This is a genomic window from Marinactinospora thermotolerans DSM 45154, from assembly GCF_900167435.1.
GTDB lineage: Bacteria > Actinomycetota > Actinomycetes > Streptosporangiales > Streptosporangiaceae > Marinactinospora > Marinactinospora thermotolerans.
Window position 1 is genome coordinate 65072 of the sequence record NZ_FUWS01000008.1, and the last position, 12487, is coordinate 77558.

Sequence of the window (12487 nt, forward strand, 5' to 3'; positions counted from 1 at the left end):
GCTGGAGGACGTGGCGCGTGTCGCCGGAGTGTCGGCGTCGACGGTGTCGAGGGCCATGAGCCGGCCGGAGATGGTGGCGCCACGCACCCTGGAACGGGTCCGCGCCGCCGCCGAGAAGGTGGGGTTCCGCGCCAACCCGGCCGCGCGCGCCCTGACCACCGGCCGGACCGGCTTCTTCGCGATGCTCGTCCCCGACCTGGAGAACCCCTTCTACGCGGCCATCATCGCCGGCGCGCAGGCCGTCGCGGAGGAACACGGCCGCTGGCTCATCATCGCGGTCACCGAGGGCGCCGCCGAACGCGAGGGCGAGGTGCTGCGGGAGCTGCGGGACCAGGTGGACGGCTTCGTGCTGCTCTCCCCGGTCGGCTCCGCGCGCGACCTGGTCGCCGCGCACCGGCGCAAACCCGTGGTCGTCGTCAACCGCAGGGTCAACGGGCTGACCTCGCTCACCGTGGACACCCCCGGCGGACTGGCGCGGATCTTCGACCGCCTGGCCGAGCTGGGACACCGCCGGGTCGCCTACCTGGCCGGTCCGCCCGGCTCCTGGATGGACCGGCGCCGCCGGGACGAGCTGGGCGAGCACGCCGCCCGGCTCGGCCTGGACCTGAGGGTGGTGGGCCCCGTCTACCCGGCCTTCGCCGATGGCGCGGCGGCCGCGACCGAGATCGTGGAGTCGGGTTGCACCGCCGCGCTGGCCTTCAACAGCCTGCTCCTCCTCGGGCTGATGTACGAGCTGGGCCGGCGCGGCATCAAGGTACCCGAACGGCTCAGCGTCGCCGCCGCCGACGACATGGCCTTCGCCGACCTGCCGGGCACCCCGGTCTCGGCGGTCCGGGTCCCCGCGGGGGAGCTGGGGGGCCGGGCCGTCGCCGACCTCGTCGAGATGGCCGGGGCGCCGGGAGCGGCGCGTCGGCCCGCCAGCAGGAAACTGCCCACGGAGGTCGTGCTCACCGGTTCGCTCGTGCCGCCGGCCCGATGACCGCGCGCTCCGCCTTCGGGGCGACGCGCGAGGGCGAGGGAGAGAGGTCCGGACCGGAAACGAGCTGCCCGTACCCGCCTCGCCCCTTCGCCCGGGACATCCTTCCCTCGCCCCGGCCTCCCGAGGTCTCGTTCCCCGGGAACGGGACCGGCGGCACGCGCCGAACCCGGGCGACGGTGTGTCGTCGGCCCTCCTAGGATGGGCCGACGCCGCGTCGACGAGGAGGAACCCCGTGGCCCCCGCTTCCACCGCCCCGGCCGAGGTCCGCGCCCACCAGGCCCTGGAGGAGACCCGGCAGGGGTTCCCCGCGTTCCGTGAACGCTTCGAAGGGGACTGGGGGATGACGCCCCCCGAGTCCCTCCGGGAGTTCTGGGCCTTCCTGCGCTCCCTGGGGCCCGCGGACCGGCAGGCGCTCGCGGACCTGGACCTCGCCCCCTACGGTGTCGCCGACCTGTTGGAGGAGCCCGGCCGGCCGACCCGGGACGGAATCGACGTGCGCGTGCACGGGCGCTACTACCGCGACCCGCCGGAGTTCGTCACCTTCCTGCACGGCGGTAGCGACGGGCTGCACTTCGGCCTGTGGTTCGACGACGGCCGGACCTGCGCGGGAGTGGCCGGATACCACACCGACGACGGCGACGGGGTCGGCGTCCCCCAGGGGACACCGCTGGAGGTGGTGCGCGCCCACCTGGAGGGATCCTGGCGCGACCTCCTCGACGAGGAGAGGGCCGGCGCGCCCGTCGACGAACGGCGGAACCGGCTGCGCGGACTGCGGGCCCTCCTCGTGGCCTTCGGCGTGGGCGACCCCGGCCACGAGGGGGTGGACTACCTTCGGACGCTCCCCGCCGCGCGGCCGCTCCCCGAGCGGGTCATGACCCTGGACGGGGGCGGCGCCCTCCTCCCTCGGGGAGCGGTCCCGCCACGCGGTCCGCAGGAAGGGGCGGAGGACCACCACTGGTACACCCGCGTCTACGAGGAACTGACCGGCGACCCCGAGGCCGTGACCGCGGCGGCGGCCGAGGCGGTCCGCCGCTGCGCGGCGGGCGACCCCGCCCAGGCGCTCGTGTTGGGACGCGACCTGCACTGGGTCTCGCAGGGCGACCCCCTCCGCGAGCGCCTGGCGGCCGAGCTGCTCGTCGCGGCCTACCGCGCCCTCGGCCGTCCCGCGCTGGCCGGGATCGTCCAGGCGCACCGGGACCATCGCGACCTGCCCCAGGTCACGGTGCTGCGCTGACCCGGGGGCCGTGAGCCCCGCTCCCGGCCCCCGCACCGGTCAAGGACGCGCGGTCCCCGGCAGGTCCCGCGCCGCGGCGCGGTCCACCAGGAACAACGTGCGCTCGCGGCCGCGTACGGCGGCCGCGGGCACTTCCCCGGCCCCGCCCAGCGCGAGGCCGACCGCCTCGGCCTTGCTCTCTCCCGAGGCCAGCGCCCACACCTCACGGGCCGCGGCGATGGCCGGCAGGGTCAACGAGATCCGGGTGGGGGGCGGCTTGGGAGCGTCGTGGACGGCCACCACGGTGCGCTCCCGCTCCTTCATCGCCGGCAGCCCCGGGAAGAGCGAGGCGACGTGGGCGTCCGGGCCGACCCCGAGCAGGCAGACGTCGAAGGACGGAACCGTCCCGCCGGCCTCCGCCCGGGCGCGCAGCTCTGCCGCGTAGCGGAGCGCGCCCGCCGCGGGATCGTCCCCGTCCGGCCCGTCGGGGGCGGGCATCGGGTGCACGCGCCCGGGATCGAGGTCGATGTGGTCGAGCAGCGCCGCCCGCGCCCCGGTCTCGTTGCGCTCGGCGTCCCCGGTGGGAAGGAAGCGCTCGTCCCCCCACCACACGTCGACCCGCCGCCAGTCGACGGCGTCGCGCGCCGGCGTACGCGCCAGCGCGGCGAGCACGGCCGTGCCGATGCCGCCTCCGGTCAGCACGATCGACGCCGAGCCGCGTGCCGCCTGGGCCTCGGTCAGCCGCGTCACGATCCGCGCCGCCGTGGCGGCGGCGAGCAGGTCGGCGTCGGCGTGCAGGATCACCTCGGCGTCGCTCACGCGTTCACCCCCGACCGCCCCAACGTCTCGGCCATGTGCTTGGCGGTGCTCTCGTAGACCTCGTCGGCGTCGAGCCGGCGCAGCTCCTCGGCGAGGGCCTCGGCGGCGCGGCGGCGCGGCAGCGCGACGGTCTGGTCGGGCTGGTTGGGACGCGACAGGGTGGCCACCCGTCCGTCCAGCCGCCTGATCTCGATGTCGCCGCAGTCCTCGGTGCTGAGCTTGGCGCCGGTGATGCCGGGACCGTGCGACTCCTTGCGGGTCACCGGCACGTTCAACCGCTGCGACAGCCAGGCCACGAGCAGGTCCGCACTCGGGTAGTGCGGTTCGGCGGTCACCTCGGCCGCGGTGACCCACCCGCACGGCTGGTCCATCGTGGAGGCCAGCAGGGAACGCCACGGGGTCAGCCGGGTCCAGGTCAGGTCGGTGTCACCGGGGGAGTAGTGGGCGATCCTGCCGATGAGGTCACCGACCGGGTCGGCGGCGCGCAGCGCGTCGGTGATGCGCCGGTGGGCGAGCCGGCCCACCGGGTCGGAGGCGGGGTCGGCCGGCCCCTCGCCCGGCCACCACACGACGACCGGCGCGTCGGGCACCAGGAGCGGGGTGACCACGGAGTCGGCGTGGTCGCCGAGCGGTCCGTACAACCGCAGCAACAGGGCCTCGCCGGGGCCGGCGGTGCCGGGCCGGCGGATCTCGGCGTCGATCGCGGGCTCGGCGTCGCGGTCACGGCGGATCAGCGCGAGCACCCGGCTGGGGTGTTCGTGGCCCGACTCGGTGGCGGCGCGCACGGCGTCGTAGTGGTCGGCCTCGTCGGTCACGATCACCAGGGTCAGCACCATGTTCATCGCGCCGCCGCCGACACTGCGCCGCTCGTTGGCCAGGGCCTCGGTGATCTGCGCGGTGGTGGTACGCGGAAGATACAGCGTCATCGTCGTCTCCCTCTTCCCGTCAGGGCCGGCGCCACTGACGGCCGTCGCGGGCCATCAGCTCGTGAGCCGAGGGCGGACCCCACGTGCCCGACTCGTACTGCTCGGGCCGGCCGTTCTTCGCCCAGTACTCCTCGATCGGGTCGAGGATCTTCCACGACAGCTCGACCTCCTCCTGGCGTGGGAAGAGGGGCGGGTCGCCGATGAGCACGTCCAGGATCAGCCGTTCGTAGGCCTCGGGGCTGGCCTCGGTGAAGGACTCGCCGTAGGTGAAGTCCATGCTCACGTCACGGACCTCCATGGAGGCGCCCGGGACCTTCGAGCCGAACCGCAGGGTCACGCCCTCGTCGGGCTGGATGCGCAGCACCAGCGAGTTGGCGCCCAGCTCCTCGGTCTCGACCCGGCTGAACATCTCGTGCGGGGCGCGCTGGAACACCAGCGCGACCTCGGTCACGCGCCGGCCCAGCCGCTTGCCCGTGCGCAGGTAGAAGGGGACCCCGGCCCAGCGGCGGGTGTTCACGCCGAGCTTGATCGCCGCGTAGGTCTCGGTGATGGAGTCGGCGGGGATCCCCTCCTCCTCCAGGTAGCCCACGACCGAGGCGCCCCCCTGCCAACCCGCCGCGTACTGGCCGCGGGCGGTGCCCAGGCCCAGGTCCTCCGGCAGGGTGACCGCGGACAGGGCCTTCTCCTTCTCGGCCCTGATGGCGTCGGCGGTGAAGGACAGCGGCTCCTCCATCGCCACCAGCGCGAGCAACTGCAACAGGTGGTTCTGGATGACGTCGCGGGCGGCGCCGATGCCGTCGTAGTAGCCGGCCCGGCCGCCCACACCGATGTCCTCGGCCATCGTGATCTGCACGTGGTCGACGTAGCTGCGGTTCCAGATCGGTTCGAACAGGGTGTTGGCGAACCGCAGCGCCATGATGTTCTGGACGGTCTCCTTGCCCAGGTAGTGGTCGATGCGGAACACCGACTGGGGCGGGAAGACGTCGTCCACGACCGCGTTGAGCTCCTGCGCGCTCTCCAGGTTGTGGCCGAAGGGCTTCTCGATGACGACCCGGCGCCAGGAGTCGCCCCGGGACTCGGCCAGCCCCGAGCGCCGCAGCTGCTTGACCACCGTCGGGAACAGCTTGGGCGGCAGCGACAGGTAGAAGGCGTAGTTGCCTCCGGTGCCGCGGTCGGCGTCGAGCTCGCGGACGGTGCGGGCCAGGTTGTCGAAGGCCTCGTCGTCGTGCAGCTCGCCCTGGACGAAGCGGACCCCCTCGCTGAGCTGACGCCAGACGTCCTCGCGGAAGGGGGTGCGCGCGTATTTGCGCACGGCCTCGTGGGCCTGCTGGGCGAAGTCCTGGTCGGCCCAGTCGCGCCGGGCGAAGCCGACCAGGCCGAAGCCCGGCGGCAGCAGCCCGCGGTTGGCCAGGTCGTAGATGGCCGGCAGCAGCTTCTTGCGGGCCAGGTCTCCCGTGACCCCGAACAGGACCAGCACGCTCGGGCCGGCGATGCGCGGCAACCGCCGATCCAGCACGCTGCGCAGGGGGTTGGGGACCGCTCCCGGCATCACCGGTTCTTTCACGTCTTCATCTCCCCGTGTGGTGGTGGCGTACGCCGCCGCGGGTGTGGCCGCGGCGGCGGGGATGGGTCGGATCAGGGACGGACGGAGTCCAGCGCCTCGCGCAACCGGGCCAGGCCGGCGGCGCGGTCGCGCAGGTGCAGTCGGACGGCGGGCCGACCGCGGTCGCCCAGCGCGCCGAAGTCGCCGAGCGCCTGGGCGAGCTGGAGCCGGCCGAAGCTGTAGGGGCGGCCGGGCACCTCCAGGTCGTCGGTGACCTCACCGGTGATCTGGAGGAACACTCCGTTGTGGGGTCCACCCTTGTGGTACTGCCCGGTGGAGTGCAGGAAACGCGGTCCCCAGCCGAAAGTGACCGGGCGCGGGGTCAGCGCGGCCAGCGCCGGCCGCACCTCGGCGGCCTCGCCCTCGCCCGCCGGGTCGCGGTCCAGGTAGGCCATCACGGCGAGGTAGCCGTCCTCGGGGACCGCGCGCACGAGCCGCTGCAGTACCTCGGTGAGGTCGCCGGCGCCGTCGTACAGGCCGCTGTCGGCGGAGTACACCTCGACCGGGCCGTCCACGAGCAGCGGGGTGCCCGAGGGCAGCGGGCCGTCCCCCGACGCCTCCAACAGCGCCTTGGTGTTGTCCTTGGACTCCTGCACGTTGGGCTGGTTGAACGGGTCGATGCCCAGGAGCCGCCCGGCCACGGCGGTGGCGTACTCCCAGGCGAGGAACTGCGCCCCCAGGGGGCCGCTGACCACGGTGTCGGCGAGGTCGGCGCCGGGATCGCCGTGCTCGGCGAAGGCGACCAGGTGACTGTCGGGGCCGGGAACGAACCCGGGGGCGTCGGGGCCCTCGACGACGACCGGCAGCAGCCCGGTCCCGTCCTTGCCGGTGGACTCGGCGACCAGCTGCTCGATCCAGTCGCCCAGCCCCGCGGGCGTCGACCCGGCCAGCAGCACCTTGTCGTGTCCGGTGAACCCGCCGAGGGCGGCCCCCAGCAGCAGGGCGGGGTTGTCGGTGTCCTTGGCCAGCGAGCCCGCCAGCGCCTCGGCCTCGTCCAGGAGGGCCGTCACGTCCACGCCGGCCAGCGCGCTGGGAACCAGGCCGAAGGCGCTCAGCGCGCTGTAGCGGCCCCCCACCTCGGGATCGGCCAGGAAGGTGGGGTAACCGGCCTCCTCGGCCAGGCGGGCGAGGGGCGAGCCGGGGTCGGTGACCACGACGATGCGCTCGGCCGGGTCGATCCCGGCCGCCCGGAAGGCCGCCTCGTAGGCGCGCCGCTGGCTGTCGGTCTCGACCGTGCCACCGCTCTTGGAGGACACCACCACGACGGTGCGCTCCAGACGGTCCTCGATCGCCCGGCGCACCTGGTGCGGGTCGGTGGTGTCGAGGATGGTCAGTTCAACGCCCCGGGTCGCGGCGATCACCTCGGGGGCGAGCGAGGAACCGCCCATCCCGGCCAGCACGACGCGGTCCAGTCCGGCCGCGCGCTTCTCCGCGGCGACCCGGGACAGCTCCGGAAGCAGGGCGCGGGAGGAGCGGGGCAGGTCGAGCCAGCCCAGCCGGACGGCGGCCTCGGCGGCGGCGTCGGGCCCCCACAATGACGGGTCCTTTGCCGCGAGTTTCGCCGGAATCCCGTCGGCGACGAGACGCTCCCGGGCCGAGGCGGCGCTGTCACGGACAGCGCCCTCCAACGTCACGACAAGGTCTGCGGCCTTTACCTGGTCAGTGCTCAAAGCGACTGGTCCTTCCACGGTTCGCGCGAGATCCGACATCCGGGCGCCCGTCGCGGGCACCCGGGATCATCTTCTACCCGACCCGCCCCGGCCGAGCCCGCCTTTCCCGATCGGACCGCGAACGGATCAGCGAGACGCCCGTTCCCGGGGGTGGGCCCGGGAACGGGCGGGCTCCTAGGAGTTGGCCTTGAGCTGCTGGGAGACCCCGTCGAGCAGTCCCTCCCAGGACTTCTCGAACTTGGAGACGCCCTCGCGCTCCAGCACCGCGACCACGTCGTCGTAGTCGACCCCGACCTCGGCGAGCGCGGCGAGGTCGGCGCGGGCCTGCTCGTAGGTGCCGCGCACGGTGTCGCCGGAGATCTCACCGTGGTCGGCGGTGGCCTCCAGGGTCGCCTCGGGCATCGTGTTCACGGTGCCGGGAGCGACCAGCTCGGTGACGTAGAGCGTGTCGGGGTAGGCGGGGTCCTTCACACCGGTGGAGGCCCACAGCGGACGCTGCGGGCGGGCACCGGCGGACTCCAGGGCCTTCCACCGCTCGGAGGAGAACACCTCCTCGTAGGCGGCGTAGGCCAGGCGGGCGTTGGCGATCGCGGCACGCCCGCGCAGCCCGCGCGCCTGCTCGCTGCCGATGGCCTCCAGCCGCTTGTCGATCTCGGTGTCCACCCGACTGACGAAGAAGGATGCCACGGAGTGGATCGTGTGGAGGTCGTGGCCGTTCTCGCGGGCCTGCTCCAGACCGGCCAGGAACGCCTCCATCACACCGCGGTAGCGCTCCAGCGAGAAGATCAGCGTGACGTTGACGCTGATGCCCTCGGACAGGGCCTGGGTGATGGCGGGCAGCCCCGCCTCGGTCGCCGGGATCTTGATCATCAGGTTGGGCCGGTCGACCATCCACCACAGCGCGCGCGCCTCGGCGACCGTGCGCTCGGCGGCCTCCAGCGCCAGGCGCGGGTCGACCTCCAGGGAGACCCGGCCGTCCTGGCCGTCGGTGGCGTCGTAGACCGGGCGCAGCACGTCGGCGGCCCAGCGGATGTCGTAGGTGGTGATGGCGCGCACGGCCTCCTCCACCGACACCCCGCGCACCGCCAGGTCGTGCAGCTGCGCGTCGTAGGCGTCACCCTCCTTGAGGGCCTTCTCGAAGATCGTGGGGTTCGACGTGACGCCGACGACGCTCTTGTCGCGGATCAGCTCGGACAGGTTGCCGCTGCGCAGGCGTTCCCGGCTGATGTCGTCGAGCCAGACGGCGACGCCTTGGTCGGACAGGTTCTTCAGTGGGTTCGTCATGGTCTTTCGTCTTCCCCTCGTCGTTGCGGCACCGACGGCAGGAGGGTCCTTCCCGAACCGGTGAAGGACCCTCCCCGCGGACGTCAGTTGCCGGTCGTCGTCCCGCTCTCGCCGCCGAGGCGGGCGATGCTCGCGTGGACCGCGGCGACCACCCGCTCCGCGGTGATGCCGAACTGCTCGTAGAGCGTCTGGTAGGGAGCCGAGGCACCGAAGTGCTCCAGGCTCACGGACTCGCCGGCGTCACCGATGAACTCGCGCCAGCCCAGCGCCACACCGGCCTCGACCGAGACACGGGCGCGCACCGAGGGCGGCAGCACGCTCTGGCGGTAGGCCGGCTCCTGCTCGTTGAACCACTCGACACTGGGCATGGAGACCACGCGGGTGGGAGTGCCCTCGGCCTCCAGGCGCTCCCGGGCCTCCAGCGCGATCGCGACCTCGCTGCCCGTGGCGATGATGAGCGCCTGCGGCCTGCCGTCGGAGGCCTCGGCGAGCACGTAGCCGCCCTTGGCGGTGCCCTCGGCGGAGCCCAGCTCCCTGCGGTCCAGCGTGGGAACGTTCTGCCGGGTCAGGGCGAGCGCGGCGGGACGGTCGTTGTGCTCCAGGATGGTCCGCCAGGCGACCGCGGTCTCGTTGGCGTCGGCCGGGCGGACCACGTCCAGGCCCGGGATCGCGCGCAGCGACCACAGGTGCTCGACCGGCTGGTGGGTGGGGCCGTCCTCGCCCAGGCCGATCGAGTCGTGCGTCCAGACGTAGGTGACCGGCAGCTTCATCAGCGCGGCCAGGCGCACGGCCGGACGCATGTAGTCGCTGAAGACCAGGAAGGTGCCGCCGTAGGGCCGGGTCGGGCCGTGCAGCGCGATGCCGTTGAGGATGGAGCCCATGCCGTGCTCACGGATGCCGAAGTGCAGCACCCGGCCGAACCGGTTGCCCGAGAACGCCGTGGTGGAGTACTCCTCCGGGATGAACGACGGCTCGCCCTTGGGCGTGGTGTTGTTGGAACCGGCCAGGTCGGCGGAGCCGCCCCACAGTTCCGGCAGCACCGGGGCGATCGCGCTCAGCACCTCGCCGGAGGCCTTGCGGGTGGCCATGCCCTTCGCGCTGGCCTCGAAGGTCGGCAGCGCGTCGGTCCAGTCCTGGGGGAGCTTGCCGGAGGACAGGCGGTCGAACAGGTCGCCGCGCTCGCCGGCGCCGTTGCGCCAGGCGGCGAGGAAGCCCTCCCACTCGGCGCGGGCCTCACGGCCGCGCTCGACGGCCTTGCGGGTGTGCTCCAGCAGCTCCTCGGGAACGTCGAAGGTCGCGTCCGGGTTGAGGCCGAGGATCTGCTTGGTGGCCGCGACCTCCTCGGCGCCCAGCGCCGAGCCGTGGGAGGCCCCGGTGTTCTGCTTGTTGGGGGCCGGCCAGCCGATGATCGTGCGCAGCTTGATCAGGGAGGGGCGCTCGGTCTCGGCCTGGGCCGCGAGCACCGCCTGGTGGAGGGCGGCGACGTCCTCGTGGTAGGAGCCGCCGGCGGTCCAGTCGATCTCCTGGACGTGCCAGCCGTAGGCGGCGTAGCGGGCGGCGACATCCTCGGAGAAGGCGATCTGGGTGTCGTCCTCGATCGAGATGTGGTTGTCGTCGTAGATGAGGATCAGGTTGCCGAGCTTCTGGGTGCCGGCCAGCGCGCTGACCTCGTGCGAGACGCCCTCCTGGACGTCGCCGTCGGAGCAGATGGCGTACACGAAGTGGTCGAAGGGGCTCTCACCGGGAGCGGACTCGGGGTCGAACAGGCCGCGCTCGCGGCGGGCCGCCATCGCCATGCCCACCGCGTTGCCGATGCCCTGGCCGAGCGGTCCGGTGGTGGTCTCCACGCCGGCGGTGTGCCCGTGCTCGGGGTGGCCCGGGGTGAGGCTGTCCCACTGGCGCAGCCGCTTGAGGTCGTCCAGGCTCAGGCCATAACCGGCCAGGTAGAGCTGGATGTAGAGGGTGAGGCTGGAGTGGCCGGCGGAGAGGACGAAGCGGTCGCGGCCGATCCAGGTGGGTTCGCTCGGGTCATGGCGCATGACCTTCTGGAAGAGGAGGTAGGCCACGGGCGCCAGGCTCATCGCGGTACCGGGGTGGCCAGAGCCCGCCTCCTCGACCGCGTCCATCGCCAGGGCGCGGACCACGTCGACGGCGCGCTGGTCCAGCTCTGACCAATCAAGGGTCTTTGAGGTGTCGGTGTTCACGCGGGCTCAGGGCTCCTTTCGCGCATCCAGGTCGAACGGGCGTCTTACGCCCGGGAACTGTGAATATGGGATGGTCAACAGACGTATCCTCGCCGCGACGGTGCGGAGACGGTGGGACCGGGTCCGCGGATGCGGCTCCCGACCACGACCGTGCGCGGGGCCACGGCGGGAACGATCGCTGTCTCGAGCCTATCGCCCGAACCGATCGGTAACGATGTTCAACACGTCTCACCCTTGCCCGCTAGAGCGAGGTTTATCCCCTTCGCCTCCTTGACCTGGCGGGCGTGGCGCGCTATGGCCTGACCACCGCTTATGGCAGCCTGCGAGGAACGCCGCGGTGACGGGACGGGTACGGAGGGAGGTCGCCTCCGCCGCGGGAGCGCGCAACCACAGTTCAGAGCCGGTTCCGCAGACACGCCCCCGGTCGGGCGGGCGCCCCGGCAAGTACTACAGTATGTCGTTGACCGGGTTTCGCGGCTTTTCCGGCGCGTGAGCGTGCCGAGCCCGCGGCCCCCCGTGGCGAGCAGTAGAGATTCCCGATTCCTTTGAGGTTCAGCGTGTCTGTGTCCGTAGAGCGGATGTCCCCCGCCGCGCGTTTCGCGCCGCGTGACGGGTGGGGCGAACGACAGGTGGGCGCGGCGCGTCCGGAGCAGGGCGTGGCGGTCCGTGGCGAGAAGACGCGACGGCGCTGATGACCTTGCTGAACCGTTCCCCGCACCCTGCCGGCGTCGAGGACGCGGACGCGCGCGACAGCGCGGCCCGCTCCCGTTCCTTCGGCGCCTACGTGCGCGCCTACGTCGCGCTCTCCAAGCCCCGGGTGATCGAGCTGCTGCTGATCACCACGATCCCGGTGATGTTCGTCGCGGCGGGTGGGGTCCCCCCGCTGTGGACCGCCGTCGCCACGCTGCTCTTCGGCACGATGTCGGCGGCCAGCGCCAACGCGATCAACTGCTACATCGACCGTGACATCGACCAGGAGATGCGTCGCACCCGGCGCCGTCCGGTCGCCATGCACCAGGTCACACCGCGCGGCACGATGATCTACGGCCTGACCCTCGCCGTGGTCTCCACGGTCGGTTTCGCGGTGTTCGTGAACTGGCTGTCGGCCGCGCTGTCGCTGACCGCGATCCTCTTCTACATCTTCGTCTACACCATGCTGCTGAAGCGGCGTACCGCGCAGAACGTCGTGTGGGGCGGGATCGCCGGCTGCATGCCGGTGCTCATCGGCTGGGCCGCGGTCACCGGGGGCCTGGACTGGGCGCCGTTCGTCCTCTTCCTCGTCGTCTTCTTCTGGACCCCGCCGCACACCTGGACCCTGGCGATGCGCTACCGCGAGGACTACGCGGCCGCCAACGTCCCGATGCTCCCGGTCGTGGCCAGCGACCGTCGGGTCCTGCTCGAATGCGTCCTCTACAGCTGGGCGACGGTGATCGTCTCGGTGCTGTTCTGGCCGGTCGCCGGGACCACCCTGTTCTACGCCGTCTGCGCGATCGTGCTCGGCGCGATCCTGCTGTTCCAGGCGCACCGGTTGTTCAACCGGGTGCGGGCCGGTGTCACCGGCGCGCAGCTGAAGACGATGGGCTTCTTCCACCTGTCCAACGCCTACCTGGCGCTGCTGTTCTGCGCGGTCACGATCGACCCGCTGATCGCGGGCCTGCTGGCCTGACCCGCCCTTTCCGCGGCCGCCGGCCCCCCGCCCCCGAGTCAGGGGCGGGGGGCCGTTGCCATGTCACGACGTCCGGGGCCGGCCACCCCGCGCCGCCGCCGAGGGACGGCGCGGGGGAACGAC

9 protein-coding genes are annotated in these 12487 nt (G+C 72.8%); 3 read left to right on the forward strand and 6 right to left on the reverse strand.

The window, feature by feature from the left end:
* The first annotated feature begins 10 nt into the window (after positions 1-10).
* Both B5D66_RS15250 and B5D66_RS15255 read left to right on the forward strand, forming a co-directional pair.
* Positions 11-979: a LacI family DNA-binding transcriptional regulator gene (locus B5D66_RS15250; protein ID WP_268805433.1), complete on the forward strand. Its 969-nt coding sequence runs from the start codon at positions 11-13 to the stop codon at positions 977-979.
* A 232-nt stretch (positions 980-1211) separates the two neighbouring features.
* The gene (locus B5D66_RS15255; protein ID WP_078762414.1) at positions 1212-2213 is read left to right on the forward strand and encodes a DUF2228 domain-containing protein; all 1002 of its coding nucleotides are present in this window, start codon (positions 1212-1214) and stop codon (positions 2211-2213) included.
* A gap of 39 nt (positions 2214-2252) precedes the next feature.
* Here B5D66_RS15255 and pgl read toward each other — a convergent pair whose 3' ends face one another.
* The 6 genes from pgl to tkt form a co-directional block, all read right to left on the reverse strand.
* On the reverse strand, positions 2253-3011 hold the full coding sequence (gene pgl, locus B5D66_RS15260; RefSeq protein ID WP_078762415.1) for a 6-phosphogluconolactonase: 759 nt from the start codon (positions 3009-3011) through the stop codon (positions 2253-2255).
* Positions 3008-3937: a glucose-6-phosphate dehydrogenase assembly protein OpcA gene (locus B5D66_RS15265; RefSeq protein WP_078762416.1), complete on the reverse strand. Its 930-nt coding sequence runs from the start codon at positions 3935-3937 to the stop codon at positions 3008-3010. Before B5D66_RS15265 ends, pgl begins: the two co-directional genes overlap by 4 nt.
* A gap of 19 nt (positions 3938-3956) precedes the next feature.
* On the reverse strand, positions 3957-5486 hold the full coding sequence (gene zwf, locus B5D66_RS15270) for a glucose-6-phosphate dehydrogenase (RefSeq protein WP_078762417.1): 1530 nt from the start codon (positions 5484-5486) through the stop codon (positions 3957-3959).
* 86 nt (positions 5487-5572) lie between these two features.
* Complete coding sequence (locus B5D66_RS15275; RefSeq protein ID WP_078762583.1) at positions 5573-7249, reverse strand: glucose-6-phosphate isomerase; 1677 nt, start codon at positions 7247-7249, stop codon at positions 5573-5575.
* Positions 7250-7384: 135 nt separating this feature from the next.
* The gene (gene tal, locus B5D66_RS15280; protein WP_078762418.1) at positions 7385-8494 is read right to left on the reverse strand and encodes a transaldolase; all 1110 of its coding nucleotides are present in this window, start codon (positions 8492-8494) and stop codon (positions 7385-7387) included.
* Between the two features lie 83 nt (positions 8495-8577).
* Positions 8578-10620: a transketolase gene (gene tkt, locus B5D66_RS15285; RefSeq protein WP_394330063.1), complete on the reverse strand. Its 2043-nt coding sequence runs from the start codon at positions 10618-10620 to the stop codon at positions 8578-8580.
* A gap of 769 nt (positions 10621-11389) precedes the next feature.
* On the opposite strand from tkt, the gene B5D66_RS15290 reads away from it, so the two are divergent.
* Positions 11390-12364, forward strand: coding sequence for a heme o synthase (locus B5D66_RS15290; protein ID WP_078762420.1), 975 nt, complete (start codon positions 11390-11392; stop codon positions 12362-12364).
* Positions 12365-12487: the final 123 nt, after the last annotated feature.

Bases quoted from the DNA above. Each gene is read 5' to 3' on its own strand.
- B5D66_RS15265 (WP_078762416.1), bottom strand. From the start codon at position 3,937: ATGACGCTGTATCTTCCGCGTACCACCACCGCGCAGATCACCGAGGCC.
- zwf (WP_078762417.1), bottom strand. From the start codon at position 5,486: ATGCCGGGAGCGGTCCCCAACCCCCTGCGCAGCGTGCTGGATCGGCGG.
- B5D66_RS15275 (WP_078762583.1), bottom strand. From the start codon at position 7,249: ATGTCGGATCTCGCGCGAACCGTGGAAGGACCAGTCGCTTTGAGCACT.
- tkt (WP_394330063.1), bottom strand. From the start codon at position 10,620: ATGGACGCGGTCGAGGAGGCGGGCTCTGGCCACCCCGGTACCGCGATG.
- tal (WP_078762418.1), bottom strand. From the start codon at position 8,494: ATGACGAACCCACTGAAGAACCTGTCCGACCAAGGCGTCGCCGTCTGG.
- B5D66_RS15290 (WP_078762420.1), top strand. From the start codon at position 11,390: ATGACCTTGCTGAACCGTTCCCCGCACCCTGCCGGCGTCGAGGACGCG.